30 protein-coding genes are annotated in these 26,407 nt (G+C 66.8%); 16 read left to right on the forward strand and 14 right to left on the reverse strand.

Annotation, left to right across the window (positions count from 1 at the left end):
• Positions 1 to 38 precede the first annotated feature (38 nt).
• Positions 39 to 758 carry a TetR/AcrR family transcriptional regulator gene (locus LMQ14_RS17075; protein WP_420714529.1) on the forward strand — a complete coding sequence of 240 codons (720 nt, stop codon included), beginning with the start codon at positions 39 to 41 and terminating at the stop codon, positions 756 to 758.
• On the opposite strand, the gene LMQ14_RS17080 is transcribed toward LMQ14_RS17075, so the two are convergent.
• Genes LMQ14_RS17080 through pcaH form a run of 3 tightly spaced genes read right to left on the reverse strand, consistent with a single transcriptional unit; the run spans position 708 to position 3,185 of the window.
• A complete protein-coding gene (locus LMQ14_RS17080) occupies positions 708 to 1,949 on the reverse strand; it encodes a lyase family protein (protein WP_267730730.1) in 1,242 nt (413 codons plus the stop codon). The two genes, LMQ14_RS17075 and LMQ14_RS17080, sit on opposite strands and share 51 nt — an antisense overlap.
• The gene (locus LMQ14_RS17085; RefSeq protein WP_267730731.1) at positions 1,946 to 2,428 is read right to left on the reverse strand and encodes a carboxypeptidase regulatory-like domain-containing protein; all 483 of its coding nucleotides are present in this window, start codon (positions 2,426 to 2,428) and stop codon (positions 1,946 to 1,948) included. Before LMQ14_RS17085 ends, LMQ14_RS17080 begins: the two co-directional genes overlap by 4 nt.
• Positions 2,421 to 3,185: a protocatechuate 3,4-dioxygenase subunit beta gene (gene pcaH, locus LMQ14_RS17090; protein ID WP_267730732.1), complete on the reverse strand. Its 765-nt coding sequence runs from the start codon at positions 3,183 to 3,185 to the stop codon at positions 2,421 to 2,423. Before pcaH ends, LMQ14_RS17085 begins: the two co-directional genes overlap by 8 nt.
• Positions 3,186 to 3,331: 146 nt before the next feature.
• On the opposite strand from pcaH, the gene LMQ14_RS17095 reads away from it, so the two are divergent.
• From LMQ14_RS17095 to LMQ14_RS17120, 6 genes are all read left to right on the forward strand, one after another.
• Entirely contained in the window at positions 3,332 to 4,639 is a 1,308-nt protein-coding gene (locus LMQ14_RS17095) for a Rieske 2Fe-2S domain-containing protein (RefSeq protein ID WP_267735563.1), read from the forward strand.
• Complete coding sequence (locus LMQ14_RS17100) at positions 4,636 to 5,175, forward strand: 3-phenylpropionate/cinnamic acid dioxygenase subunit beta (RefSeq protein ID WP_267730733.1); 540 nt, start codon at positions 4,636 to 4,638, stop codon at positions 5,173 to 5,175. Before LMQ14_RS17095 ends, LMQ14_RS17100 begins: the two co-directional genes overlap by 4 nt.
• Positions 5,172 to 5,426 carry a dihydrodiol dehydrogenase gene (locus LMQ14_RS17105; protein ID WP_267730734.1) on the forward strand — a complete coding sequence of 85 codons (255 nt, stop codon included), beginning with the start codon at positions 5,172 to 5,174 and terminating at the stop codon, positions 5,424 to 5,426. Before LMQ14_RS17100 ends, LMQ14_RS17105 begins: the two co-directional genes overlap by 4 nt.
• Positions 5,423 to 6,229 (forward strand): 3-(cis-5,6-dihydroxycyclohexa-1,3-dien-1-yl)propanoate dehydrogenase, encoded by an 807-nt coding sequence (hcaB, locus tag LMQ14_RS17110; protein ID WP_267730735.1) that lies wholly within the window; start codon positions 5,423 to 5,425, stop codon positions 6,227 to 6,229. The genes LMQ14_RS17105 and hcaB overlap by 4 nt, the downstream gene beginning before the upstream one ends.
• Positions 6,226 to 6,951, forward strand: a complete 726-nt coding sequence (locus tag LMQ14_RS17115; protein ID WP_267730736.1) for a class II aldolase/adducin family protein — start codon at positions 6,226 to 6,228, stop codon at positions 6,949 to 6,951. Before hcaB ends, LMQ14_RS17115 begins: the two co-directional genes overlap by 4 nt.
• A 122-nt stretch (positions 6,952 to 7,073) precedes the next feature.
• Positions 7,074 to 7,913: a polysaccharide deacetylase family protein gene (locus LMQ14_RS17120; RefSeq protein WP_267735564.1), complete on the forward strand. Its 840-nt coding sequence runs from the start codon at positions 7,074 to 7,076 to the stop codon at positions 7,911 to 7,913.
• A 9-nt stretch (positions 7,914 to 7,922) separates the two neighbouring features.
• Here the strand turns inward: LMQ14_RS17120 and LMQ14_RS17125 are convergent, their stop codons facing one another.
• The 3 genes from LMQ14_RS17125 to LMQ14_RS17135 all read right to left on the reverse strand — a co-directional run bounded on the left by LMQ14_RS17125 (position 7,923) and on the right by LMQ14_RS17135 (position 11,618).
• Entirely contained in the window at positions 7,923 to 8,783 is an 861-nt protein-coding gene (locus tag LMQ14_RS17125) for an IclR family transcriptional regulator (protein WP_267730737.1), read from the reverse strand.
• Positions 8,784 to 8,923: 140 nt separating this feature from the next.
• Positions 8,924 to 9,985, reverse strand: coding sequence for a permease (locus LMQ14_RS17130; RefSeq protein ID WP_267730738.1), 1,062 nt, complete (start codon positions 9,983 to 9,985; stop codon positions 8,924 to 8,926).
• Positions 9,978 to 11,618, reverse strand: coding sequence for an acyl-CoA synthetase (locus LMQ14_RS17135; RefSeq protein ID WP_267730739.1), 1,641 nt, complete (start codon positions 11,616 to 11,618; stop codon positions 9,978 to 9,980). Before LMQ14_RS17135 ends, LMQ14_RS17130 begins: the two co-directional genes overlap by 8 nt.
• A 102-nt stretch (positions 11,619 to 11,720) precedes the next feature.
• Between LMQ14_RS17135 and LMQ14_RS17140 the strand changes: the two genes are divergently transcribed.
• Together LMQ14_RS17140 and LMQ14_RS17145 are read left to right on the forward strand one after the other, a co-directional pair.
• Positions 11,721 to 12,557 (forward strand): SGNH/GDSL hydrolase family protein, encoded by an 837-nt coding sequence (locus LMQ14_RS17140; RefSeq protein ID WP_267730740.1) that lies wholly within the window; start codon positions 11,721 to 11,723, stop codon positions 12,555 to 12,557.
• Between the two features lie 14 nt (positions 12,558 to 12,571).
• A complete protein-coding gene (locus LMQ14_RS17145) occupies positions 12,572 to 13,237 on the forward strand; it encodes a DedA family protein (protein WP_267730741.1) in 666 nt (221 codons plus the stop codon).
• A 17-nt stretch (positions 13,238 to 13,254) separates the two neighbouring features.
• Here the strand turns inward: LMQ14_RS17145 and LMQ14_RS17150 are convergent, their stop codons facing one another.
• A complete protein-coding gene (locus tag LMQ14_RS17150) occupies positions 13,255 to 13,875 on the reverse strand; it encodes a TetR/AcrR family transcriptional regulator (protein ID WP_267730742.1) in 621 nt (206 codons plus the stop codon).
• Between the two features lie 155 nt (positions 13,876 to 14,030).
• Between LMQ14_RS17150 and LMQ14_RS17155 the strand changes: the two genes are divergently transcribed.
• Positions 14,031 to 14,462, forward strand: coding sequence for an anti-sigma factor antagonist (locus LMQ14_RS17155; RefSeq protein WP_420714530.1), 432 nt, complete (start codon positions 14,031 to 14,033; stop codon positions 14,460 to 14,462).
• A 54-nt stretch (positions 14,463 to 14,516) separates the two neighbouring features.
• Complete coding sequence (locus tag LMQ14_RS17160; RefSeq protein ID WP_267730743.1) at positions 14,517 to 15,605, forward strand: glutamate--cysteine ligase; 1,089 nt, start codon at positions 14,517 to 14,519, stop codon at positions 15,603 to 15,605.
• A gap of 5 nt (positions 15,606 to 15,610) precedes the next feature.
• Here the strand turns inward: LMQ14_RS17160 and LMQ14_RS17165 are convergent, their stop codons facing one another.
• From LMQ14_RS17165 to LMQ14_RS17175, 3 genes are read right to left on the reverse strand one after another with little or no spacing between them, the layout of a single operon-like run.
• The gene (locus LMQ14_RS17165; protein WP_420714531.1) at positions 15,611 to 16,432 is read right to left on the reverse strand and encodes a sulfite exporter TauE/SafE family protein; all 822 of its coding nucleotides are present in this window, start codon (positions 16,430 to 16,432) and stop codon (positions 15,611 to 15,613) included.
• A gap of 23 nt (positions 16,433 to 16,455) precedes the next feature.
• A complete protein-coding gene (locus LMQ14_RS17170; protein ID WP_267730745.1) occupies positions 16,456 to 17,388 on the reverse strand; it encodes a catalase family peroxidase in 933 nt (310 codons plus the stop codon).
• Between the two features lie 17 nt (positions 17,389 to 17,405).
• Positions 17,406 to 18,194, reverse strand: a complete 789-nt coding sequence (locus tag LMQ14_RS17175) for an SDR family NAD(P)-dependent oxidoreductase (protein ID WP_267730746.1) — start codon at positions 18,192 to 18,194, stop codon at positions 17,406 to 17,408.
• 103 nt (positions 18,195 to 18,297) lie between these two features.
• Between LMQ14_RS17175 and LMQ14_RS17180 the strand changes: the two genes are divergently transcribed.
• Positions 18,298 to 19,233, forward strand: coding sequence for a LysR family transcriptional regulator (locus LMQ14_RS17180; RefSeq protein ID WP_267730747.1), 936 nt, complete (start codon positions 18,298 to 18,300; stop codon positions 19,231 to 19,233).
• Positions 19,234 to 19,242: 9 nt separating this feature from the next.
• Here LMQ14_RS17180 and LMQ14_RS17185 read toward each other — a convergent pair whose 3' ends face one another.
• Positions 19,243 to 20,427, reverse strand: a complete 1,185-nt coding sequence (locus LMQ14_RS17185; protein ID WP_267730748.1) for an acyl-CoA dehydrogenase family protein — start codon at positions 20,425 to 20,427, stop codon at positions 19,243 to 19,245.
• A 159-nt stretch (positions 20,428 to 20,586) separates the two neighbouring features.
• Between LMQ14_RS17185 and LMQ14_RS17190 the strand changes: the two genes are divergently transcribed.
• Genes LMQ14_RS17190 through LMQ14_RS17200 form a run of 3 tightly spaced genes read left to right on the forward strand, consistent with a single transcriptional unit; the run spans position 20,587 to position 23,444 of the window.
• A complete protein-coding gene (locus LMQ14_RS17190; RefSeq protein ID WP_267730749.1) occupies positions 20,587 to 22,155 on the forward strand; it encodes a long-chain-fatty-acid--CoA ligase in 1,569 nt (522 codons plus the stop codon).
• 34 nt (positions 22,156 to 22,189) lie between these two features.
• Positions 22,190 to 22,591: a RidA family protein gene (locus tag LMQ14_RS17195; RefSeq protein ID WP_267730750.1), complete on the forward strand. Its 402-nt coding sequence runs from the start codon at positions 22,190 to 22,192 to the stop codon at positions 22,589 to 22,591.
• A gap of 49 nt (positions 22,592 to 22,640) precedes the next feature.
• Positions 22,641 to 23,444: an MBL fold metallo-hydrolase gene (locus tag LMQ14_RS17200; protein WP_267730751.1), complete on the forward strand. Its 804-nt coding sequence runs from the start codon at positions 22,641 to 22,643 to the stop codon at positions 23,442 to 23,444.
• A 13-nt stretch (positions 23,445 to 23,457) separates the two neighbouring features.
• On the opposite strand, the gene LMQ14_RS17205 is transcribed toward LMQ14_RS17200, so the two are convergent.
• From LMQ14_RS17205 to LMQ14_RS17215, 3 genes are all read right to left on the reverse strand, one after another.
• The gene (locus LMQ14_RS17205; RefSeq protein WP_267730752.1) at positions 23,458 to 24,288 is read right to left on the reverse strand and encodes an enoyl-CoA hydratase/isomerase family protein; all 831 of its coding nucleotides are present in this window, start codon (positions 24,286 to 24,288) and stop codon (positions 23,458 to 23,460) included.
• 75 nt (positions 24,289 to 24,363) lie between these two features.
• On the reverse strand, positions 24,364 to 24,654 hold the full coding sequence (locus LMQ14_RS17210) for a hypothetical protein (protein WP_267730753.1): 291 nt from the start codon (positions 24,652 to 24,654) through the stop codon (positions 24,364 to 24,366).
• Positions 24,655 to 24,698: 44 nt separating this feature from the next.
• Complete coding sequence (locus LMQ14_RS17215) at positions 24,699 to 25,538, reverse strand: MBL fold metallo-hydrolase (protein ID WP_267730754.1); 840 nt, start codon at positions 25,536 to 25,538, stop codon at positions 24,699 to 24,701.
• A 90-nt stretch (positions 25,539 to 25,628) separates the two neighbouring features.
• On the opposite strand from LMQ14_RS17215, the gene LMQ14_RS17220 reads away from it, so the two are divergent.
• Entirely contained in the window at positions 25,629 to 26,261 is a 633-nt protein-coding gene (locus tag LMQ14_RS17220; RefSeq protein ID WP_267730755.1) for a TetR/AcrR family transcriptional regulator, read from the forward strand.
• Positions 26,262 to 26,407 lie beyond the last annotated feature (146 nt).

The raw sequence follows: 26,407 nt of genomic DNA on the forward strand, positions 1-26,407 counted from the left end.
TCCCTGGCATATATCCATGTACCCCTAGGGTATGTGCCGTGTCCGACCCCTCGGCGTACACCGGGTACGCGCATGCCTCGCGCGGCCGTCGTTCGTCGCCTCACTCGGGTGACGACCGGGAGAAGGCGATTCTGGCCACCGCCGAGCGGCTCTTGGAAGAACGGCCGCTCGCCGATTTCTCCGTCGACGATCTGGCGAAAGGCGCGGGCATCTCCCGGCCCACCTTCTACTTCTATTTCCAGTCGAAAAACGCGGTGCTGCTGTCGTTGCTGGACCAGATGAACACCAAAGCGCACGCAGCCCTCAAATCGCTGCGCGCCAAGCTGTCCGGCGACCCGGCGACGCTGTGGCGCGACCGCATCGAGGCGTTCTTTGAGGTCTCGGGATCGCACCGCGCGGTTGCCGTGGCCGGTGCGGCGGCCAAATCCACCAACCCCGAGGTCCGCCAGCTGTGGTCGGCGCTGATGCAGAAGTGGATCTCGTTCACCACCACCGCGATCAAGGCCGAACGTGAGCGCGGCGCGGCGCCGGACACCATCTCGGCCGAGGATCTGTCCATCGCGCTGAACATGTTGAGCGAGCGGGTGATGGCCGCGACGTTCACCACCGAGGAGCCGGCGATCCGCGAGGATCGGGTGATCGACACGCTGGTGCACATCTGGCTGGCCAGCATCTACGAGGACGGCGTCGCCTCCGCCGGGCTGGCCCTACGGGGTACCGCGGCTTCGCTTGCCGAGTACCCGCTCGGCGCGACCTAGGGTCTCGTCGATCAACCGGTCGACGGCGCCGAAATAGGTTGACGACGGCGGCTTCCCGGCCAAGTCGGCGATTGCCCGCTGTTCACCGAGAACGTCTGCCGCACCGAGGTTCTCGGCCATCCGCGCGGCATGCACCCGCAGCCCGGCCAGCAGCTCGCCGCACTGGGAGCCCGCGATCACGGTCCGCCGGGCCAGGGTCCGCAGCGTGTCCCATTCGGCATGCCAGGCGCCATCGGGGCGTTCGTCAATGGCCAGCGCCGCCGCGGTGTGCAGGGTCGCCGCCAACTGCGGTGCGGATAGCGCGGCCCGCCGAATCAAGATGGACAGCACCGGATTACGCTTGTGCGGCATCGACGACGACCCGCCGCGCCGTTCGGCGGCCGGCTCGCTCAGCTCGCCGATCTCCGGTCGAACCAGAATGACCACGTCCGAGGCGATCCGGCCCCAGCTATCGGTGCACCCGAGCAAGGCATCCGCCGCCGCGGTGACCGGCGCCCGGGCGGTATGCCATGGCGCTCTGGCGCCTAGGCCCAAAGCGGCTGCCGCACTGCGCATTGCCCGCTCCGCAACCTCCGCCGGATCGCCCGCGCCGGTGCGCAACGCCGCGAGTTCCGTCGTGGCCGACCAGGTTCCGACCGCACCGCCGACCTGGACCGGGGTGGACAGACCGGAAAGCCGTTCATACGCGTCGACGACACCGTTGCACCATCCGGCCGCCTTGGCGCCGAAGGTGGTGGGCGCGGCGTGTTGGGTGAGCGTGCGGGCCACCATCGGGGTGCCCCGATGCGCGTTCGCGAGGACGGCCAGTGTTGAAACCTGTTCGCGCAGCTGTGTTCCCAGCTCGTCCGCGACGGCGCGTACTCCCAGCATCAGCGCGGTGTCCACGACGTCCTGGCTGGTGAGCCCGCGGTGGATCCACGGGCCGACACCGGGCTTGGCACGCTGGCGCAGCAACTCGACCAAACCGACGATCGGGTTGCCGGTGTTCTCGGCGGCGACCGCGAGCGCCGCCACGTCCTCGTCGTCCACCAAGTGCGACAGGTCGGCATTTTCAGCGTCGGCGGGCGCCAGGCCGGCGGCGGCTAAGGCACTCAGCCAGGCGGATTCCACCGCCACCATCGACCGCAGCAGCGCCCGATCGGTCATGTGCTCGCCGGCGCGGTGATCTCCCGGCCACAACAGATTGGTCATCCCCCAGCGCCCCGATACGCCAGAAACACGGTCTCGCGTGGACCCTGCAAGTGAATGTCGAACCGGTATTCCGCTCGACTTTCGGCGACACACAACAAGGTTGCTCGCCGGTCGGAATCGACGGCCCGCAACACCGGGTCGGCGGTCAGGTCTGCGCCGGGCAGATACGCGCGAGTGAACAGTCGGTCCAACAATCCGCGAGCGAAGACGGTGAGGGCGAAGAACGGCGGCCGTCCCGGCGCCACGGTCGTGAAGCTGTAGCGCCCGGCGGCATCCGTTGCGGCCCTGCCCCATCGGGCGTCGGCTTGCCAGAGTTCGACCACGGCGTCCGGGATCGGCTCGCCGGCCCCGTCTTGGACCGTGCCGTGCAGCCGGATCGCCGCGACGTCCGAATCATCGACCAACACACTGTCGCAAGGCAACCCGAGGTCGAGGAAGGGTCCGACGGTTTGCCCTGGGGTGCAGGCTAATTCAGTCATGCTCGGCCTCGGTCCAGGTGCTGCCCGCCAGCACGATGTCCCATCGATACCCGGTCGCATACTCCGGCTCGGTGAGGCCGTGGTCGTAGCCGGCGATCAGCCGTTGGCGCGCAACGGGATCCACGACCGATTGGAAGATCGGGTCCAGATCGAATAGCGGGTCGCCCGGGAAGTACATCTGGGTGACCAGGCGTTGGGTGAATGCGGTACCGAACAGCGAGAAATGGATGTGCGCCGGGCGCCAGGCGTTGTGATGATTGCGCCACGGATAGGGGCCGGGCTTGACGGTCAAGAATCGGTACGTCCCGTCGGGCCCGGTCAGGCAGCGGCCCGCCCCGATGAAGTTCGGGTCCAGCGGAGCGGGGTGCTGGTCGCGCTGGTGGCGGTAGCGGCCGCCGGCGTTCGCCTGCCAGATCTCGATCAGCTGGCCGGCCAGCGGTCGGCCGGATTGGTCGAGCAGCCGCCCGGCCACGATGATGCGCTCGCCGATCGGCTCTCCCGGATGGCCGGCCGTCAGGTCGGCGTCGCGCGGATCGACACCACGCTCGCCGAAGCACGGCGCGCAGCGCTCGAGCTCGTGGGGATCCACAAGCAGCAGAGGTTGTTTCGGATGGCGTAGCGCGCTGCTGCGGTACGGCGGATAGTTCAGCCGCGGCCCGGGGCCCGCACTCGCGCCGTCGACATGCCGGGCCGCGATTTCGGCGATCTCCGCCGTGATGTCAGCCTGCGACGCGACGCGCTCCGGTGCGGCCCTCACGAAGCGTGAGGCTACCCGCCCAATTGACCAGCCCGGGCATTCTGCGGGATTCTACTTAGAAGAAGATATTTCTGTATAGCAGAAGTGATGAGGTACCCGTGGCAGACGATTTCGAGGACGGCGTGTTCGAGAATGTGCGCCGCGGCATGATCCCCGCGCACATCTACAACGACAAGCAGCTGTTCGGCCTCGAGAAGGAGCGGCTGTTCAGCCGGGCGTGGACGTTCGTGGGCCACGAATCGGAGATCCCGCAGGACGGCGACTACGTGGTGCGCCGGGTCCTCGACGATTCCTTCATCCTCACCCGTGACGCCAAGGGCGACATCCGGGCGATGTTCAATATGTGCCTGCACCGCGGCATGCAGGTGTGCCGGGCGGAGATGGGGAATGCCTCCAACTTCCGGTGCCCGTATCACGGCTGGACGTATCGCAACGACGGACGGCTCACCGGCCTGCCCTTCCACCGCGAGGCCTATGGCGGCGACGAGGGCTTCACCAGGAGCGCCCACGGCTTGCTGCCGGCACCGAACTTCGCCAGCTACAACGGCCTGCTGTTCATCAGCATGGATCCGCACGCGAAGCCCTTGGAGGAATTCCTCGGCGACTTCCGGTTCTATTTGGACTTCTACACCAAGCAGAGCACCGGCGGCCTGGAAGTGCGGGGGCCGCAGCGCTGGCGGATCAAGGCAAACTGGAAGATCGGCGCCGAGAACTTCTCCGGCGACATGTACCACACACCGCACACGCACGCGTCGATCGTGGAGATCGGCCTGTTCCGAGAACCCAAGGCGCAGAAGCGCAAAGACGGCGCGACCTACTGGGCGCAACGCGGCGGCGGGACCACCTACAAGCTGCCGCCGGGCAGCTTCGAGGAACGAATGCGCTATGTCGGCTATCCCGACGAGATGATCGAGCGGATCAAGGGCGTGTGGACACCGCAGCAACAGCGGGTCGTCGGCGAGGACGGGTTCATGATCTCGGCGGCCACCTGCTTTCCCAACCTGAGCTTCGTGCACAACTGGCCCCGCGTAAGAGACGGGGTGCACGACCGGCATGACGAGGTGCTGCCCTTCATCTCGATCCGCTTGTGGCAGCCCATCAGTGAGAATGAAACCGAAGTCTGCTCGTGGTTCGCGGTGGACTCCGCCGCGCCACCGCAGTACAAATTGGATTCCTACAAGGCGTATCTGATGTGCTTCGGCTCGACCGGCATGTTCGAACAAGACGACGTGGAGAACTGGGTGTCGCTGACCACCACCGCGGGCGGCTCGATGGCACGACGGCTGCTGCTCAACAGCCGGATGGGCCTACTGTCCGACGATCGCCCGGTGGTCGAGGCGCTGCCCGCCGAGTCCTTCCACGGCCCGGGGCGCGCGCAGGTCGGCTACAACGAGTACAACCAGCGCGAGTTGCTCAAGTTGTGGGCCGACTATCTGCAGGGGGTCGGCGTATGAGCCCGAATTTTTCACGAAAGGCCTTGCCGTCGTTACCTTTTGATGACCCCCGGCATCTGCAGGCGCATCAGTTTCTGGTCGACGAGGCGTACCTGCTGGACGCCCAGCAGTACGAGCTGTGGCTGGAAACCCTGACCGACGATATCCGCTACGTGATGCCGGTCCGTGTCACGACCGCACGCGGCGCCGGGTTCGACACCTCTCCGGGGATGGCGCATTTCGACGAGGACAAGTACTCGCTGCGCCAGCGAGTCGCGCGGATGGGCACCGAACACGCGTGGGCCGAGGACCCGCCGTCGCGGCTGCGCCACTTCGTCACGAATGTGCGGACATTCGAATCCGACGACGCACACCTGGTGGTCGAATCCGCCGAACTGCTGTTCCGCAGCCGCGGCGACGTCAACGAGAGCGCGCTGCTGTCCTGCGGTCGCGAAGACCTGCTGCGCTGGTGCGATGATCGATGGAAACTCGCGCGGCGCAGGATCGACGCCGACGAGTCGGTATTGCGGATGCAGAACCTGGCGGTGTTCCTGTGAACGACGAACTCGAGCGGTTGACGGCAGGCGCGGTCGGCGAACCGATCACGGTCGCAAACGAATTCACCGAGGTCGTGATACGGCGAGTCGACACCCGCAATGGATCGAGACTGCTGATCCGCGCACCGCGAACGGGGCGGTGGATCAGCCTGGACGCACTAGAGGTGGAGGCACTGACGTGGCAGAACCCGGCAACGATGGCGGCGATGGTGGGGAACTCTCAAGCGCCGCTGCTCCCCGACCCGGAGTGACCACTTGGTTGCACGACAAACGTGCATTGGTGGTGGGCGGCGGATCCGGAATCGGCCGGGCCGTTGTCGACGCCTTCCTCGGCGAGGGATCCAGAGTTGCTGTGCTGGAACGTGATCCGCAGAAATGTGGCGCGCTGGCCGGGCAGCTGCCCGACGTTCGGGTGGTCGAGGGAGACGCGATCACCAGCGAGGCCAACCACCGCGCGGTCGCCGCGGCGGTCGATTCCTTCGGCGGGCTCGATATCCTGGTCAACTGCGTGGGCGTCTTCGACTTCTACCGGGGCGTGGCCGATCTCGACGCGGACAACCTGGCGGACGCATTCGACGAAATGTTTCGCACCAACGTGCTGAGCCATCTGCAGTCCGTCAAGGCGGCGATCCCCGTGCTGCGCAACGGGACCGAGCCGTCGATCATTCTGACCGAGTCCGCGTCGTCGTACTACCCCGGCCGCGGTGGCGCGTTGTACGTGTCGTCGAAGTTCGCCGTGCGCGGGCTGGTGGCGTCGTTGGCGCACGAGCTCGCGCCGCAGATCCGGGTCAACGGCGTGGCACCCGGCGGCACGCTCAATACCGACCTGCGTGGCCTGAACAGCCTGGGACTCAAGGACACCCGCCTCGACGACTACCCCAACCGGGCGCGCGACGTCGCCGCCCGCACCCCGTTGAACGTCGCGCTCTCCGGAGCCGACCACGCGTGGTCGTTCGTGTTCTTGGCCTCGGGCCGGTCGCGCGGCATCACCGGTGAGACCATTCACCCGGACGGGGGATTCGGCATCGGCACACCGAAAGTGGAGCCACGATGACCGGCGAGCTGGACAGCCAGCGCGCGCTGGTCGCCCTGGCCTGCCGGGTCGCCGCCGCCCGCGGCCTGGTCGACGGGATGCTCGGGCACCTGAGTCTGCGCGTCGACGACGATCACCTGCTCGTGCGCTGCCGCAGCGACTCCGATACCGGTGTGGCCGACACCGCGCCCAGCGACATCCGCCTGATCCGATTCGACGGCAGTGCCGGCGCAAGTGGCGAACTCGACGGGTACCGCGTCCCCAACGAATTGCCCATCCACGTCGAGACCATGCTGGCTCATCCGCGGCACCGGGCCGTCGCGCACCTACACCCACCGGCGGTCGTCGCCGCGGATCTGGCCGGCATCACGATTCGGCCGATCTACGGGGCCTACGACATTCCCGGCGCCTGGCTCGCGCGCGACGGCGTGCCCGTTTACCGACGCGCCGTGTTGATCCGCAACAGCGCGCTCGGTAAGGACATGGTGGCCGCGATGGGTGACCGGCCGGTGGTGATCCTGCGCGGACACGGAATCACCAGCGCCGCAGCCACTGTGCCGCAAGCAATCCTGCAGGCGATCAGCCTCGACGAGCTGGCCCGAATGTCGTTGCGGGTGCGTTCGGCCGGAGGCACGCTGCACGACATCGACGACGCCGACTGGGACGACCTGCCCGATTTGGGGCCGGCCTTCACCGCCGATGCCGCCTGGCGCCACGAGGTCGCCCGGCTGCGAGCCCACTGACCTCGAAGGTCACAAGTTCATATCCTCCGGCGACACTCGACGGTTACAGACCGGATTGCTCGCGCGCCCCGCTTAGCCTTGCAAAGGTTTCAACCGGATCAAGGAGTGCACACGTGACCGAAATGGACCGGCGGCGGTTCCTGGTCGCGCTGGCAGCCACCGTCGCTGTCACGGGGATCTCGTTGTCTACCGCGAACGGCCCCAAAGAAACGGTGGCCCGAGCCGACGTGATCGGATCCGCGCCCAACCCGGTCGCACCGGCGCCGCCGAAGTTGTTGCCGCCGCCGGGCCCGGAGGCGCGTGTCACCCTGCCCGGCGGCTCTGTGCTCAAACAGCTTCCCGGCAACGGCGATCTCTTGGCGTGGACGGTCGACGACGGCGTCGACACCGATGTGGTGCGGGCCTACACCCAATTCGCCAAGGACAGTGGCGTGCGGCTGACCTATTTCGTCACCGGCGTCTTTCGCTCCTGGACGGAGAATGCCGCGCTGCTGCGCCCGCTCGTCGAGTCCGGGCAGATCCAGCTGGCCAACCACACCTGGACGCATCCGGACCTGACGAAGCTGTCGCCGAAGCAGATCGCCGACGAACTGAAGAGCACGGACGAGTTCCTGCGGACTACCTATGGCGTGGACGCCGCACCGTATTTCCGTCCGCCGTACGGCCACCACAACGCGGTCGTCGACGCGGTGGCCGCCGACCTCGGCTACCAGGTACCGACGCTGTGGAACGGCGACTTGCGCGATTCCGCAGTGCTTTCCGAAGACCAAATCGTCAAGCTCGCCGACCAGTACTTCGCGCCGCAAAACATCGTGATCGGCCATCTCAACCACGCACCGGTCACCCATGTGTACGGGCAGTTGGTGGAGATCATCCGGGCCCGCCAGTTGCGCACCGTCACGCTCAACGATGTTTTCCTCCGAGCCGAAATCCCTTATCGGACACCGAGTTTCGCTAGCTGAGCAGCCGTCTCAGCCCAGCTGATCGCCAATCTCCTTGGCCGCCTTGATCAGTACGGCCGCCGTGGACGCGTGCTGCGCGCTGTCGAGCCGGTGCTGTGGAGCGGCCGCATTGAGCGCGAGTCGCAGGCCGGGAGCGCGGGTCGGTATCGGTACCGCGACCGAGGCGACGCCTTCCTCGCTCTCCTCCCGGTTGATGGCGTAGCCGCGCTCGCGGATGCGGGAGAGCTCGTCCTCCAACTCGGCGCGGCTGCCGATCGAACGCGCGGTGATGCGCTCCAGTTGCTCGTCGGGCAGCAGCGCATGCAATTCCGGCCGCGACAACTGGGCCAACATGACCTTGCCCGTCGAGGTGCAATGCGCCGGCATCGTGCGGCCCAATCGGGAAGCGACCCGGACGGCGGCCGGGCCCTCGACCGCGGCGACGAAACGGACGTTGGCGCCGTCGAGCATCCCGATGTGCGTCGTTTCCCGGAGCTGGTCGGACAGTCCGCGCATGACCGGTGTGGCGGAGCCCTGAATGTCGATGCGGCTGAAGATCGCAAACGCCACACCGGTGAGCGACGGACCGGGCAGGTAGGCCTTGGACACCGGGTCCTGGCGGACGAAGCCGCGATAGGTCAGCATCGCCAGCAGCCGGTGCGCGGTGGACGATGCGACACCGAGATAGCGGGTCGCCTCGCTGAGCCGGATCTGAGGCTGCTCGCCCAGCAGGAGCAGCAGCTTCAGCGCGTTGTCGACCGATTCGATCGGGTACTGCGGCACAAGAGAATCGGCCGCCGGCTCGTTCGCGGCCTGCCGCTCCTTCTTCTGCACGAGTTCACGGTACTCAGTGGCCGCAATCGCCACACCCGTCTCTGTCCGAGTGGGCATGCAATCTGCCCGCCTCCGAGCGACAACGCCGCGTCGGCGACACGACGGCCCCCATCAACTCCTCAGTTGTCGCTCAGAGGCGGGCATAACGGCAACCGCCTCCGCCGAAGGCCATCGACAGCCACCCCGGGCCGCACGCCTCACAGCACGCTCAGGACCGACGCGCCGAGCAACCCCGCCACGACGACCACGACCGTTGCTGTCGCGATGGCCTTCCATCCGAAGCTGCGCGCGACCATTGCGACACCGGGCACGCTGATGGCGGGCAGGGTGATCAGCAGCGCCCCGAGCGTGCCCGACGAGGCGCCCAACAGTGCCAGGCTCTGCAGGATCGGTATCTCCCCCGCCGTCGGAATGACCAGCAGCGTGCCGACGATCGCGGCGAGCAGAACGATCAGCAGGCCTTGGTGCCCAGGGCGAGTCAGCGTCACCAGCCACCCGCGGAACGCCCCGACGACAAGCACCATGATCGCGTATTCCGGCAACAGCACCAGACACAAGCAGAGCAGTGAGCGCACGAATCGTGCTGCGGCCCCGGCAGATTCGTCATCATCCGGCGCGATCGCGTCAGTCGGCGGTGGTCCGACCCCGCGGGCACCGGTGACCAGTCCCACCGCCACCCCAACGCCGATTACCGTCGCGATGCCGACGACTGCCCTGGTCAGCGACCATTGCCAGGGAGCCACGAAGAACAGGAAAACCAGTACCGCGGGATTCAGCAACGGGTTCCCGAGCCAGTAGGCGATGGCCGCGGTGCGCGTGACGCCGTTGCGCCGCAACGTAACAGCAACCGGCGCGGCACAGCACGTGCACATCATCGATGGAGTGCTCGCGACTCCCCCGGCCAGCGCGCTCGAGACCAAACCGCGCCGGTTCAACACCCGCGGCAGCCACGCCCGCGGCACCAGCGCCTGCACCGAGGAACTGATCAGCAGCGCCACCACCAGCGCCGGCCAAATCGAGGCAAAGTACGCGTGAAAAAACGTCGTCGCCGCGTGCCACGTCGGAGCGTCCCCGGCCCGCACGCCACCGACCGCCAGGATGCTCGACCCCGACCAGTGATGAGTCCGCTGCGCCGCCAAGGCTTTGCCGACATACGGCGTCCACTTCGCCCACAGCAGACCGACCACGAACACACCCAACGTGACGAGAACGCCTATTGTGACGCTCGTGCGACCCCGGCTCGAGGTGCGTTCAGACATCTTGTGCGGCTTGGGCTTTCGCCCACCGGTAGTCGGCCTTGCCGGACGGTGACCGTTGCAGACGGTCGCGGAAGACAACCGCCTTCGGCAGCTTGTAGCGCGCGATATGACGAGCTGCCTCGGCGACGATGCTGTCGGGGTCGGCGTGCTGCCCGTCGGCCAGCGCGACGATCGCGACGACTTCGTTTCCCCACCGGGTGCTGGGTCGGCTCGTCACCACCACGTCGTACACCGCCGGGTGCTCGGCGATCGCGGCCTCGACCTCTTCGGCGAAGATCTTCTCGCCCCCGGAATTGATCGTCACCGAATCGCGGCCCAGCAGCTCGATCTCGCCGTCGGCGAACCAGCGGGCACGATCGCCGGGCACCGAGTGCCGGATCCCTTCGATCACCGGAAACGTCCGCGAGGTCTTTTCCGCATCCCCCAGATATCCCAGCGGGATCTGGCCCTGCTGGGCGAGCCAGCCGATCTCGTCGGCGCCCGGCGACAGGATCCGGGTCAGGTCCTCGCTGACCACCACGGCACCCGGGTTCGGGGCGAAGCGGCCGGTCGCGCTCTTCTGGCGATTGGAGGCCTGGACCATCTGGGCCCCGGATTCCGAGGCGCCACCCGCGTCCAGGATCGTCAGGTGCGGCAGTAGGTCCAGGAAACGCTGCTTGAGCGGTGCGCTGAGCGCGGCCCCGCCGGTGACCACGACGAGCAGCCCGGACAGGTCGTAATCCCCGGACTCGAGTTCGTCGAGCAGCGGCCGCCCGAAGGCGTCGCCGACGAAGGACACCGACATCACCCGTTCACGGCTGGCCAGCGCCAACGCCTCGGCCGGATCGAAGTGGGTGGTCGTCGGAGCCATCACGAACGGCCGGCCGCCACACAGGCTGATGAAGGACGCCCACTGCGCCGCGCCGTGCATCAGCGGTGCGCACGTCATCGAGCCGGGCCCCTGCAGCCGTGATCGCTCGACGACGTCCTCCAGGCTGGTCACCGGCTCGCCACCCCACGCCGGCCGTCCGCCCATCGCGTTCATGTAAATGTCGTGCTGGCGCCACAACACCGCCTTGGGCATCCCGGTGGTGCCGCCGGTGTAGAGGATGTAGAGATCGTCGGGCGACAACGCAACATCCAGCGGCTCGTCGGACACCGACGCCAGCAGCTCCTCGTAGCGCACCGCCCCGGGCAACGGGGCGTTTCCGGACTCGTCGTCGACGTGGATCAGCCGCATCGGCGGCAGCTGAGATTTCTGCAGCGCCCCGGCTAGCGTCGGGCCGAACCGCGCCTGATAGATGACCGCTTCCGCACCGGCATTGCCCAGCAGATAGACCAATTCGTCGGCGACGTAGCGATAGTTCACGTTGAACGGGGCAACCCGCGCCAGGTACGCGCCGAGCATGCCCTCGAGGAACTCGTTGCAGTTGGCCATATACAGCCCGAGATGACTCTGCCCCGATTCGTGCGGCGCCAGCTCGTGGCGCTCGCGGTGCGCGCCCAGCCCCCATGAGTGCAGTGCCCGTGCGAGCCGCCGGGCGCGTTCGTGAGTTTGCGAGAAAGTGAATCGTCGGTGTCCAAATACAATGCAGTCGCGATCGGGATTGGCGGCCGCCACAGCCGAGAACACTTGGGCGAGATTGAATTCCATTGACTCTCCTCACGCCGAGCGATCCGGCGTGAGCCACGCTACAACAGCGTTTCGCGGCGGATATCGCGCATCAGAATTCGGATCGGGATTAGTCTCGTGGGCGTGTACGGGGCTAGTGAGGCCGGATACCGCCGATTCGTCGCCATCGGTGATAGCCAGACCGAGGGCCTATGGGATGGTGACGAAACCACCGGCCTGCTGGGATTTGCCGACCGACTCGCCGTCATGCTCGATTCGCTCTACCCGGGGTTGCAATACGCCAACCTCGCGATCCGCAGCAAGCGGCTGAGCGACGTGCTCCGAGAGCAGGTCCCGCAGGCGCTGGCGATGCAGCCGGATCTGATCACGGTGTGCGCAGGGATGAACGACGTCATCCAGCCCGGGCGAACCTTCCCCAATGCCCTTGCCGAGCTCGATATCCTCTACGCGGCGCTCGCCACATCGGGCGCGACGGTGGTGACGACGACGTTCCCGAACGTCGCGCAATTCCTCCCGTTCGGCCGGATCGTGTCAAAGCGGCTTGCCCGCATCAACAATGCGATCACCGAGGCCGCCGAGCGTCACGGGTTCCGGCTCGTCGATCTGTTCAACGCGGCATCGATGCGCGATTGGGACACGTGGAGTTACGATCGCGTCCACGCGTCCCCGAAAGGGCACATCTTGTTCGCCGCCGCGGCCGCGGAAGCTCTGAATTTGCCTAACAGCAGCCATGATTGGGCCATGCCGCACCCCGACCCCACGCAGTTGTCGGTCACGCCCGGCGGCTACGGAAAGCTGCGCTGGACGCAGGAGAACTTCTTCCCTTGGGTCTGGCGCCGGATGCGCGGCCTGTCCGCGGCCGACGGGCGATTCCCCAAACGCCCGGAGTTGGAGCCCGTCCGCGTCCTGGATGACGCCGCGCCCACCGACGACATTGCGGCCCGCGGCCCGCATCCCTGAGGCATCCTTGACCCATGAACGTCGAGGCTTTGCTGCATTCCATCCCACCGCTCGCGGTCTACCTCGTGGTCGGGGGTGTGGTCGGGGTGGAAAGCCTGGGTGTGCCGCTTCCCGGCGAGATCGTTCTGGTCAGCGCGGCGCTGATGTCGTCTCATCACGACCTTGCCGTCAACCCGATCGGTGTCGGCGTCGCCGCGGTGATCGGCGCGGTGATCGGCGATTCGATCGGCTACTCGATCGGGCGTCGCTTCGGCATGGGGCTCTTCGACAGGCTGGGCCGGCGCTTCCCGAAGCACTTCGGTCCGGGGCACGTCATGCTGGCCGAGCGCCTGTTCGATCGCTGGGGAATCCGGGCGGTGTTCTTCGGGCGCTTCATCGCGCTGCTACGGATCTTTGCCGGGCCGCTGGCCGGCGCGCTGAAAATGCACTACCAGCGGTTCCTGGCCGCCAATGTCTCGGGCGCCATCTGCTGGGCGGGGGGCACCACCGCGCTGGTTTATTTCGCGGGCATGGCCGCCGAACGATGGCTGGAGCGGTTCTCCTGGATCGCGCTTGTCATCGCGATCATTGTCGGCCTCATCGCCGCAATCTTGCTGCGCGAACGCACATCTCGCGCGATCGCCGAACTCGAGGCCGAACACGCCGCGCAGCACGGAAGCACCGCCGCCGACCCGGCTTGACTGCTCGGGCGGCCGAGCTAGCCGGCCGCCTCCTCGATCTCGACAACGGTCGCCGGCCGGTGTTGCTCGATCAGAACAATCGCCATCTTCTGGGCGCGCCGAGCGGCCTCCAGGTCGCCGACGGCCGCCAGCACGATGGCCCCCTTCATCAGGATGTGCCACGACGAGGCGAAGTCCTCGACGTCGGTGAGCCCGGCCGCCAGCGCCCGGCGGTGCACGATGTCGCGGACGTGTTCGATGTGCGCGATGCTGGCTTGCCCGGCGGGGTGATCGGCGCCGAGCTCCAGCAGCACATTGATGAACGAGCAGCCTTCAAAGCCGTCGCGGAGCTGGAACCACTCGTGCATGACGTCAAAGATCGCCAACAGCTGTTCCTCGGGCGTCGTGCCGCGCTGCTCGGACTGCGCCTCGATCAGCCCGTGCGTCCAGATCTGTTCGCGGCGCTCCAGGACGGCCAGCACGAGGTCGTTCTTCGTCGCGAAATGCCGGTACAGAGTCGCCTTGGCCACGCCGGCCCGCTCGATCACCTCATCGGTGCCGACCGCACGAATTCCACGCCGGCTGAACAGCTCATATGCCGCATTCAGAATACGTTCATGGGCAGACGGAGCGGCAGGCACGATATCGGAGGTTGCCATATTTCGGCTTACGATACTCTTAGCCGCCACAGGTAGACAGACCGCCCTGTCTCGTTATACAAAGGAGATCCGCAGGTTCGCGGAAAGTCTGTCTTCAGACCCCAGGACGGACATCCATCGCGGCGCCATCGGTGCCGGTCGATTAGGAGTCCCAAATGAAGACATTTACCGATCTCGCTCCCCCCGCGTCTAGCCCGCGTTTGATGCTCAGCACCCGGCTGGTCTACGAGCTTGGCGATCCGCACAGCACGCTGCGGGCGACCACAGATCGCCGCGGCGCGGCCGTGCTCATCTATGCGGGCGGCGAGATCGACGCCTGCAACGAAGAAACCTGGCGCCGCCTGGTCAGCGAGGCGGCCGGCGTCGTCACGGGCCAAGGCCCGCTGATCGTTGACGTCACCGGACTGGATTTCATGGCCTGCTGCGCGGTCGAGGTGCTGGCCGAGCAAGCAGAAATCCTCCGCCGGCGCGGGGTCGAACTGCGGTTGGTCAGCCCGCAGCGGATCGTTTCCCGAATTGTCGACGCGTGCGGGCTCAGCGCCGTGCTGCCCATCTACCCGACCGCCGACTCCGCGCTGGCTCGGTAGCGACATACATTGAGCCACAGTCGCCTTCTCGGGCCGAAAGGCTGATCGGGCTGGATGCGTCACGTACCCACCTTCGGCGTGGAGGAGGAGTTCCTTCTCGTCGACCCCGAGACCGGCGAACCGGCGCCACGAAATAACGAGGTGGCCGCGGCGGCCCAGCGTCGTGGCGTGCAGCTGCAGCTGGAATTGACCAGCTGCCAAGTCGAAACCACCTCAGGTGTGGCCGCGAGCAGCGCGGAACTCGGTGCGGAACTCACACTGCTGCGGCGCACCGCGGCGCAGGCCGCCGAGGCCACTGGAGTACGGCTGCTGGCCCTGGGGCTACCGCCCGTCACACCGCACGAATTTCCCGTCACCGACACCGAGCGTTATCGGGAGATCGGTGAAAAGTACGGGATGGTCGCGCATGAGCAAGGTATCTGTGGATGCCACGTGCACGTCGAGGTACCCGGCCGGGCGGCCGCCATCAAGGTCAGCAACTGGCTGCGACCGTGGCTGCCGTCTTTGCTTGCGCTGTCAGCGAATTCGGCGCTGTATCGCAATACCGACACCGGCTACGCCAGTTGGCGCAGCATCCTGTGGCGGCGCTGGCCGGCCGCCGGCGCGCCGCCGTTCTTCGCCTCGCCGGAGCAGTACGACCGCACTGTGCGCATGCTGATCGACAGCGGGGTGATCCTCGATCGCAAGATGGTCTATTGGGACGTGCGCCCGTCGGCGAACTTCCCGACGGTCGAGGTGCGGGTGGCCGACGTACCGGCGACGGTCGAGGAGACGGTGCTGCTTGCCACGTTCATCCGGGCCGCGGTGATGACGGCGCTCGAGGCCGACGGCCGCGGCGATGACGGCGGGCGGCTGCCGCCGGCCGTGCTGCGGGCGGCGTACTGGAAGGCCGCCCACGACGGACTGTCCGGACACTTGATCGACTCGGTCGACAGCGCGGTGCCGGCGCGTCAACGACTGGACGCACTGGTACGACGGATCCGCCCGGCGCTGGACGAACTCGGCGAATACGACCGCGTCACCGAAGAACTCGACCGCATCATGGCGCAGGGCAATGGCGCGATGCGGCAGCGCGAGGCCTGGCAACGGCGCGGCGACATGATGGACGTCATCAACCAGGCCGCGGCCGTCACTGCGGGCTGATCGCGCTAAATCGTGACCAGGCGATACAGACCGATCAGGCCGACCACGATGATCGTGGCGCGCAACGCATTCGGCGACAACCGGCGTCCGTAGCGCGCTCCCACCCAGCCGCCGACCAGCGAGCCCACCGCGATGATCCCGGCAACCGGCCAACTGATCCGATCGAAAGCCACCAACGTATAGCCCACCGCTGCAACGACATTCACCAATAGCGCCAGCAAATTTTTCGCCGCGTTCATGCGCTGCACCGACTCCGGCAGCAACGCCCCCATGACGCCGACCAGCAGGATGCCCTGGGCGGCGGTGAAGTAGCCGCCGTACACGCCGACGGCAAACGTTCCGATGACGAGTACCGCCATCCGCGCCGGCGTGACATGCTCGGGCGATCGTCCGGCGTCTTCGGCCCGGCGGCGCGCCCAGGACTGAATGCGCGGCCCCGCCAAGACCAGTAATAGCGCGAGCACCAGCAATACCGGCACGATCTCGGCGAATACCGTCTCGGGCAGATGCAGCAACAGAAACGCGCCCAGTGCGGCGCCGGCCAGCGATGCCGGGATCTGCCAACGCAATCGATCCCATTGTCCGCCCAGTTCGGCGCGGTAACCCCAGGTGCCCGACACACTGCCCGCCACCAAACCGGTGGCGTTGGACATCGTGGCCGTGACCGGCGGATAGCCGAGGGCGACGAGCGTCGGGAACGTGATCAAGGTCCCCGATCCGACGAGCGCATTGATTGCGCCGGCGGCGAACCCGGCCAGGCCGATAAGAACGACATGCGAAGCCAACACTTCCAAAAACTTTAGTCGGCGCCCGCATTGGGCCGGCATTCGTGCAGCTCTACGGCTTTCGGTCAGGCCGGGGGTGCTTCGGAGCCACGCCCAACGCCGGTGCGCAGCTTGACCGAGGCCGAATACGCCAGGCTTCGGAAATGCAGCACGGGGTCGTCGGACGGTTCGATGCCGTCGGTCACCCGCATCGGGTCGAATACGACGATGTCGCCGTCGTGTTCGCGCTCGGTGTCGAGGCCGGTGATTTCCAGGGTGCCGACGGTGACCGTCTCCACGCTTCGCCATGGCGCCGACGGGTCGATCGTCGAGTCCTGCGGCCCGGCGATCTGCACGCGGTAGTCGAACCGGACCGGCCCTTGGGCCAGACGCGTATTCAGCTCGTCGGTGAGGAAGTCGCGGCCCACACCGCGGGCATCGGATCCCGACAGGTAGCTCTCGCCCGCGGCCGGAATCAGGTGGTAGCGAACAAATCTGGCGTTGCCGTCGACGCTGATCCACCGGAAGGCGTGCAGGCCGTGGTACTCGATGGTGGCATAGCTGGCCGGCACCTTGTTCGCGTCGCGCACCACCGGCAACGCACCCAGCAGCCGGGGATGGGTAACGAAGTACTTCGCCATGCGCAGCGGCGTCGTCAGACCGGGCCGCATCGCCTTGAGCAGATCGACGAAGCCCTCCGGCTTGTCGGAGACGAACAGCCGGGCGGTCTGCGTCGACACGTCGGTGGTGGATCCGTCGGGCAGGGTGAACTTCACCGCCATCCCGCGCACTCCCGATGCGCCGTCGGGCTGTTTCGGGTTGCCCGATCCGTTGGAGAAGCGGATCAGCGCCGGGACTTCGCTGCCGTCGAGATGCTTTGCCCGGGACAGGGCCGCCGCATCGCGGGTTGCCGTGAACGTGCCGCGGTACAGCGTGCCTTTCGCGTGCAACGCCCGAGCGCCCGGTTGAGCTCCCCCGGTACCTCGAATCGCCTCGATCGCATCGTCAGGAGTGACCATGCGCGAATCTTAAGGCGCTATTCGGGAAAGCCGAAGAGTTTGACGACTCCGTGATCGCGGCCCGCGGTGTAGCCGCCGTCGACGGCGATGGCCTGACCGCTGACGAACGACCCGTCGAGCGACAACAGGAACGCCGCCATGGCCGCGACCTCGTCCGGCCGGCCGAGCCGTTGCAGCGCATGCTCCTCGGTGATCGAGGCCAGCGGACCTTCCATCCCCGGCAGCCCGAAAACGCTTTGGGCCATTGGCGTATCGATGAAACCGGGGCAGATGACGTTTGCCCGGATGCCGCTCGGGCCGTAATCGAGCGCGATGTTCTTGGTGAGCAGCACCACCCCGCCCTTGGCCGCGTTGTAGGAGCTGCCGCCCGCGGTGCCTTCCAATCCCTCGATGCTCGCGACGGTCACGATCGAGCCGCGTTCGCCGTCGACCCGGTCCTGCTCGATCATCTTGGCCAAAGCCGCCTTGGCCACCAGGAACGTGCCGGTGAGGTTGATCCCGATCACGCGATCCCACTCCGCGCGGTCGAGCAGATGGACGGGGCCGCCCCCGGCGACACCGGCGGCGTGGAAGGCGCCGTCGAGGCGGCCGGGCACCGCGGCCAGCACTGCCTCGATGGCAGCCTCGTCGGTCACGTCGGCCGTCACGAAGTGGAAGTCGGGTCCTAAGTCGGGTGGGGATTCCAGGTCGGCCCCGATGACTGTTCCGCCCTCGGCTATCAGCCGCCGCGCGGTAGCCAGGCCGATGCCCGACGCTGCGCCCGTGACGACGAACGTGCGATGACGGGCGCGATCAACATTGACCATGTGTTGATTCCTTCATCAGGGGGTTTGCCCAGCAATGGTTACATACGTTGTCAACAGGATTCTGCTAGGCCGTAACTCCCAGTGTCCCACTAGCATTTTCCATGTGGAGTTGCGTCACCTTCGTTATTTCGTAGCAGTCGCTGAAGAGCTGAATTTCGGTCGTGCCGCCAAGCGGTTATGCATTGCCGGACCATCGCTTTCGCAGCAGATCAAGGTCCTCGAGCGGGATCTGCGGGTGCGATTATTCGATCGCGACCGGCGTTCGGTCACCCTCACAGCAACGGGTGCGGCGTTGCTTCCGCTGGCCCGCACGCTGCTGGATCAGGCAGATCAGTTGCGCCGGTCGGCAATCGGGCTGTCGCTGGCCGAACCCGTGCGGGTCGGCTATGCGCAGTGGCTTCCCCCGGACCTGGCCGATCGAACCTCCTCGGTGGCGAAGGTGCACATCGACACGTGGGTGCTGCCGTCGCACGCTCAGGTCACTCGGGTCGCCGAGGGCGGCGTCGATTTGGCGATCTGCGGGGTGCGCTCTTCCGACCTGGACCGGCATGGCCTGAATGCGCATCTCATTGGCGCCGAACAGCTCTACGCGGTCAGCGTCGGCTCGGACACTTCTCCGGTCGACGCGGCCGACGCGGTTGTGCTGCTCGACGCCGACTCCGGCAGCTGGTTTTCGTGGAACCGGTACGGGGAGCAATTCGCCAGGGAGACTGGCGCTCGCACGGTGCGAATCAGCGACGGCGGGCTCGCTGCCCCAATGTTTTTCGAGCACGTCCGCCGACTGGGCCGGCCGGTGCTCAGCTCCCCCAAGGCCCAAACCGCCGCGCTGCCGGCCGACCTCGTGCAGCGCCCGATTGCCGCGCCCGCACCCTACTGGACGTGGTCGCTGGTGTGGCGGCGCATCGAGAACCGCGAAACCGTGCGTGGGGTGATCGACGCGCTGACCGCCGCCGCCGACCTGCCCGACCTTGACGAGGCTTGGCTGCCCTTCACCGACCCCTACCGGTCGCGGACGCGAATCGCCTTGGCAACGGCGTGATTACGCGGCTCACACCGTGGAGCTGATGCGCTCGGAAATCCCCAGGATCGACTTTCCGTAGACCTCATAGCCGACCGTCGCCTGCAGGCCCGCGTGCCGCGCCGCGGTGTTGGCGTCTCGCCAATACTGTTGCAGTTGGCTGGATTCCACGAAACTTCCGGCACCGTGCGCATCAACCAGGATCGACAGCGCGTCGACGACCTGTTGGGCGGCATAGCCGAGCCGGGCGCGGAATTCCGCACGGGCGGCGTAGCCGAAGGTTCGGCCATCGGCCGCGGCAGCATCGAGCGTGGCGGCCATGTCGTACGCGTGCAGCCGCGCCGTGGACAGCCGCATCGTCGCCTCCGCGATGCGTATCTGCAGCCCAACGGATTCGCGTTGCCGCGGAATCGTGGTACCGGCCAACGGCTTGGTCTGCGCGTTGTCCACCACGAAACGCAGCGCCGCGCGGCCGACTCCCAGCAGCGGGGCCAGCAGGGGCACCATCACCGCCGGAACCGACGGCAGCCGGTACATCGGCTCGTCAACCGGCAGCGGCCAGTCTCCCTCGGCTATCGCGCCGAGGGAGACCGCCCGGTCGTCCGGGACGAATACGTCGTCCCCGACCCATGTGTCACTGCCGGTTCCCCGCATACCGACAGTGCGCCAAGTGTTTTCCAGGGTCAGCTCCGCGGCCGGCATGGCGCACAGCATCGCCTCCTCCGGCTCGCCGGGCAGGACCGCGCCCAACAACGCCCAGTCCGCGTGATGGGCGCCCGACGCGTAGGGCCATCGCCCGGAGACGCTCAGCCCGCCCGGCACCCGCTGAGCGCGCCCGGGGTGGGTCGACCCCGCGAACCGTGCGTCGGGATTCACGCCGAAGAACTCCTCTTGAGCCGGTGGCGAGTACCGCGCCCCCATCCAGCTCCCGGTCGCGCCGAGCACGACCAACCACGACGCGGAGGCGTCGGCCTCGGCCAGCGCCTCGCCCACCTCCAGCACGGTACGAACACCGGCGCCGTAGCCGCCGAAGCGCTTGGGCGTCTGCAGCCTAAACATCCCGGCGTTGGTGAGGGCGGCGTTGACCGGGTCGGGTAGCCGGCGAAGCGCTTCAGCCGTTGCGGCGTGCTTACCCAAAATCGGTTGCAATGCGCGGGCTTGGGCGACGACTGCCTCGTGGGTCGGGAGGTCGCGGGCCAGGACACTGTGGTTCATCACAGCTAATCATTCGCGGTGTGCGGCGCCTTTAGCCATGACCGGTTTGCTCCCAGGATAGAGGCTCCTACTCTCACCGAACTCGTTGTGGACACGGTGACTAGCCTTGGCTTGACTGAACTTGGGGAACCCATTGAGCTTCGATGAGCGGAGAGAGTAATGCCACCAGCCGACGTCAGCACCGGCACGACGGAGACGCTCGTCGGAATGGTCGAGCAGCACGCGGGGCACCGGCCCGACGACGTTGCGATCCACTTCGGCGAGCGGCAGTGGTCGTGGGCACAGTGGGCGTCGCGGATTCGCCAGGCAGCCGGAGTGCTGCGGGCCACCGGTTTGCGGCGTGGCCAGGTGGTGGCTTTCCTGGACAAGAACCACCCCGCCTGTCTGGAAATCCTGCTGGGAGCCACCTCGATCGGCGCGGTGGCCACGATCGTCAACTGGCGGGTGATCGGCGACGAGCTCGTCCACGTGCTCAATGACAGCGGCGCGCGCGTGCTTGTCGTCGGCGCCGAGCTGGCGCCCGCGGTCGAGGCAATCCGCGCGAAAGTCCCGGGCGTGGAGCGCATCATCGTGGTGGGCGGCCCCGACGACGAATACGAGTCTCTGCTCGCCGGGGCGTCACCCGTCGACGTCGATCCCGACGTCGCGGACACCGACGCGGCCATCACGATCTACAGCTCGGGCACCACCGGGCGCCCGAAAGGTGTTCAGCTGACCCAGCGTGCGCTGGTCAATCACATCGTGAATCTGTCTCCGCCGTTCCCGTTTTCGGAAGGGGACGCCAACTTGGTGGCCATGCCGCTCTTCCACGTCGGCGGTATCGCGTACGCCTTTTTCGGCATCCGGGCGGGCGCACCGACGTTCCTGACTCGTGAGCCTGAGGCGGCGACACTGATCGGTGCCGTGAAAGCCGGTGCGACGCATGCCTTTTTGGTGCCGCCGGTGATCGGTCGGTTCCTGGATGCCGGACAACCGGCAATCGCGGCGATGTCGGGTTTGCGCTACCTCGTCTACGGAGCGGCACCCATGCCCCTGCCGTTGCTACAGCGCGCGCTCGCGGCATGGCCCGAGATGAACTTCGTGCAGGTGTATGGACAGACGGAGCTGTGTGGCGCAATCGCGGCGCTGGACGCGGACGACCATCGCAATTCCAGTCGGCCCGAGCTGCTCACGTCGGCCGGAAAAGCAGCCCAGGGCAACGAGATTCGCATTGTCGATCCGGAGTCGGGCGACCTGCTGCCGCACGGCGAGTCCGGTGAGATCTGGGTGCGCAGCGATCAGCGCATGATCGGGTATCTGAATCGGCCCGAGGCGACCGCCGACACCATCACCGCCGACTACTGGCTGCGCACCGGCGACATCGGGCGCCTCGACGAGGACGGCTACCTTTTCATCGAGGACCGGCTCAAGGACATGATCATCACCGGCGGTGAGAACGTGTACGGCCCCGAGGTGGAAAGCGTGCTCCTCGAACATCCCGGGATCGCCGATGCCGCAATCATCGGTGTGCCCGACGATCATTGGGGCGAATCGGTCAAGGCGATCGTCGTTGCCGACACCGAGTTGGAACCCGCCGAGATCATCGAGTTCTGCCGCCAGCACCTGGCCGGCTACAAGTGCCCGAGAACGGTCGATTTCGTGGCCGAACTGCCCCGCAATGCGAGTGGCAAAATCCTGAAAAACCAACTCCGCGAACCATATTGGAAGGATCGCGCCCGCAAGGTGTAACGCCGGGCTGCACGATCCACGACGAAAGGGTGATATGAGCAGGCCGTTCGAATCCATCAACACCGGCGTCGCCACTCATATCGGCCGCTACGCCGACGCCGTCCGCGTCCCCGCGGGCTCCGAGGTCATCTACACCTCCGGCACGCCCGGACTGCGTCCCGACGGAACGCTGCCGAAGGACTTCACCGAAGAGGCCACCCAGGCGTGGCGCAACGTCGAGGACGCGCTGAAGCGGGCCGGCGCGAGGTTGTCCGACATCGTCAGCGTGCGGCAGTGGCTGACCGACGCCGCCGACATTCCGGCCTACGCGGCGGTGCGCTCGTCGGTGATCAGACACGAACCCGTGTTCATGCTCGCGGTGGTCCCGGCGCTGGTCTGGCCGGATATCCGGGTGGAAGTCGAAGTCACCGCGATCCGCCGACCGGCGATGTTATAGCCTGCTCTCGACCCGATATCGATTCTCCGCGAATGCAATCAGGGGCGACATGGGCGATGTAGTCGACGCGAAGCGACGGGACGGCGCGATCGCGGTGCTGGGTGGCCCTACCACGGTCATCGACATCGCGGGCCGCAGGATCGTGATGGACCCGACTTTCGATCCGCCCGGCCCCCATGACTACCTGAACAAACTGACCGATCCGGCGGTGAGCGCCGACGACCTGGGGCAGGTCGACGTGGTACTGATCAGCCACGACCAGCACCCCGACAATCTGGACACCGCCGGCCGCCGGATGGCCGAAGCGGCGCCGCTGATCGTCACCAACCCCGGCGCCGCGGGCCGCTTCGGGCCGCCGTCGGTGGGGCTCAAGCCGTGGCAGTCCTTTTACCTGCCCGGTGGACCCGGACGCGTTGCGGCACAAGCGGTTCCGGCCGTGCATGGTCCGGCCGACGGCGTGCGCGACATGGAGGGCCACGTCAACTGTGAGGTAACGGGTTTCGTGCTGTACGGGCCCGGCCTGCCCACCATCTATCTGAGCGGGGACAACGCCTCGATGAGTGCGGTCGGCGAGGTAGCCGATCGTATCGGCGAAATCGATGTCGCGGTGCTGTTCGCGGGGGCCGCGAGCGTGCCGACCAAAGAGCGCGGGCGCCCGCTGACGCTGACCTCGGCCCGCGCGGCCGCGGCCGCCGAAGTCCTGGGCGCCAAGGTGGTGATACCGGCGCACGTCGACGGCTGGGCCCACTTCAGCGAGGGCCCGGCTGAACTCACCGCGGCGTTCGACCAGGCGGGTATCAGACGACTGCTGCGCACGGCCCCGCACGGCGAGTGGATCGACCTGAAGGACTAGGCGCGCAACCGCGTCACAGCCGGCCCTCGGTCCGCAGCTCCGGGTGCACCCAGTCCGGCGAGCGCCGCTCCTTGAACGCGCGGACGCCTTCGCGCGCCTCCGCGTCCATCAGGCTGCTGGTCATGCCGATGCGGTCGTAGAGGCCCAGATAGTTGTCGATGCTGGATTTGATGACGTTGCGGGCGCGCGGCGCGGTCCGGCAGCTCTGCGCAAGCAGGTCGCGGGCCACCTCGAACAGGCTCTCGTGCGGCACGACCCTGGTCACCAGTCCCCAGTCGAGAGCTTCCTGCGCGGTGAGCACCCGGCCGGTGAACATCAGGTCGCGGGTGCGTACCGGCCCGACCAGACGCAGCAGCATCTGGCTGTAGTAGGTGTCGGCGTAGCCGCGGAACAGCTCGGGAACACGGAAGGTCGCCCGCTCGCTCACCACGGACAAATCGCTGCAGAGCGCGATCTGCATGCCGCCACCCTGGCATAGCCCGTTGACGGCGGAGACGATCGGCTTGGCCGAGGTCCGCACCGCGTCGAACGGCGTGACGTCCATCCCCAGCGCGGCGCCGAAGGTGATCCAGTCGTCGACACCTCCCCCGCCGGTCATGTCACCGCCGGGCGCGAAGACGTCCCCGGTGCCGGTGATCAACAGCCCGGCCAGGCCGGGGTCTCCGTTGACAAGGCCTACGGCATAACGGATTCCGAAGTACATCGCCGGCGTCATCGCGTTGCGCGCCTCGGGGCGATCGATGGTGCACACCCCGATCGGTCCCTGGCGCTCGAAGGACAGATACGGGGTGCCCAGCCAATCCCCGTCGGGGGGCAGGGGTGTGCTCTGCGGGGTCTGCGTCACGGGATCCCTCTCGCATCGGCTCGCTACTGAAACTCTTACAGTATGCGCAAGACCCGGCACCGCCGACGGCCGCCTCTACACATATGGCAACGTCGCGACCTCGGTGATCTCGGACATGCTGAAGAGCAGGTTGCGATGCTTGTCCTGCAGCGCGGTCGTGGACTCGCCGACCGGCTTTCCGCACTGGGGGCAGGTCGTGATGAAGCGCGGCTGGTCCTCTTCGTCCGGCCAATACCGGCGCGGCCCCACCTGGGCGCCGGGGTCGTAGACGACTTGGTGTTGCGGGGCCTCTTTGAGAATCCGGCCCACCGGATGCGTTTGCGGGCACTCGAGTTTCAGCGTGCCAATACCTTCGTTGTTAACCATTGCTCGTCCCCGTCCTTAGTTTCGTCCGATGCTCATTGTTGTCCTCACGCGCTGGGCGTGAACGTGTAGGTCTCGCCGTTGGCGAGGTAGACGAATTTCGTCTGCGCCGACGAGGCCTCGGCGGCCTTCTTGAAGTCGTCGAGGCCCGAGAGAAACACCGAGAAGTCGTTGTAGTGGATCGGGATCGCCGTTCGCGGTTGGGTGATCTCGACGGCCCGGACGCCCTGCTCGCCCGTCATTGTGACGACGGTGACCAGGAAGGTCGTGCCACCGGTGTGGATCAGGCCGAGGTCGATGTCGGGGTAGCGGCGCGGGATGTCCTCGAGGTCGTCGACGAGCATCGTGTCCCCGGTGATGTAGAGCCGGTAGAGCTGCTCGCCGTTGCGGCTGAAGTCGAGCAAGTGACCATTGACCGGCATCAGCAGCTCATTGACCGCCTCCTCGGCGGAGTGTTTGCCCGGCATCGCGGTGATCGTCAGCGTCGCGTCACCCTTGTGCACCTGCAGGGATTCCCAGGTATCCAGCGGGTAGCCCCGTTCGAAGCCGAGGGCACCGAGCTTGCCCACCGCGTCGGCCGTCGAGACGATCGGCAGTGTCTTGTCTAGTTCCTTCGCTGCGACGTCGTCGAAATGGTCACCGTGGTAGTGCGACAACACGATCAGATCGATCGGGGGCAGGTCGGCGATCTGGCAGGCCGGCTCGACCTCGCGGCGCGCCCAGATGCCATGGCCCAGAAACACATGCTCGCCCTTGTGCAGGAAGGCCGGATCGGTCAGGATCGTCAGGCCGCCGAAACGGATCAGGGTGGTGGCGTTGCCGATGAAGTAGACATCGCCCTCGGTGAAATCCGCTGTCCCCGTGCTGGTTAGCTCTAAGGAAGTCATTCTGCCCTCTCCGGCATGAGCTGGTGTTGTCGCCGCTTCAGTCTGAGCCAGATCGCACGGGCATGCCAGGGGGTGACTAACCTCAGCCACATGCCCGCGGATGCCAAGCACTCGACCAAGGTTCGCATCCTGCGCGCCACCGCAGAGCTGATCGCCAAGCAGGGGTACGCCGCCACCTCCACCCGCGATATCGCGGCCGCCGTCGGAGTCGAGCAGCCGGCCCTCTACAAGCACTTCTCGGCCAAAAGCGACATTTTCGCGGCACTGGTGCGCCTTGCCCTGGAGTGGCCGGGCGAGCTGGCCGATGAGCTTGCGACGCTGCGCGCGCCGGCGGTCGTCAAGCTGCACCGCATGTTGCGGGAATCCCTTGACCATCTGCATACCTCGCCCGAGGTGGTGGTCTCGGTCATCGCCACCCCAGACCTGTGGCAGGACCGCTTCAGCGCAGAGCAGCAGCTGGCCGCGAAGATCGAGCACGCGCTCGCCGATCTGATCGAAGCGGCGCAGGCCGAAGGTGACGTGCGGGCCATCAACCCGGTATCGGCGTCGAGGCTGTTGCAGGCGCTGTTCGACGCGCTGACGCCGTCACTGAAGGTCAGCCCGGACGAGATCCTGGATTTCGCGATGGTCGCACTCCTGGCCGACCCCGCTCGGTTAGACGAAATCGCTTCTGCTGCAGACGGTTTAGACGTCCAGACCACCCGACCGAGCATCGAGATCTAGCCGCTCGCCGCCTTGAACCAATAAGCCGGCGCGCTGTCGCGGGCTCGCTTTTGCGCGCAACACCTAGGCCACGCCGCCGGCGGCGTCCAGTTTGGCGGCGAACAACGCTTGACATCTGGTTATCGACTGATAACCTATGTTCAAGT

The sequence above is a fragment of the Mycobacterium sp. Aquia_213 genome (assembly GCF_026625985.1).
In the GTDB taxonomy this organism is placed as follows: domain Bacteria; phylum Actinomycetota; class Actinomycetes; order Mycobacteriales; family Mycobacteriaceae; genus Mycobacterium.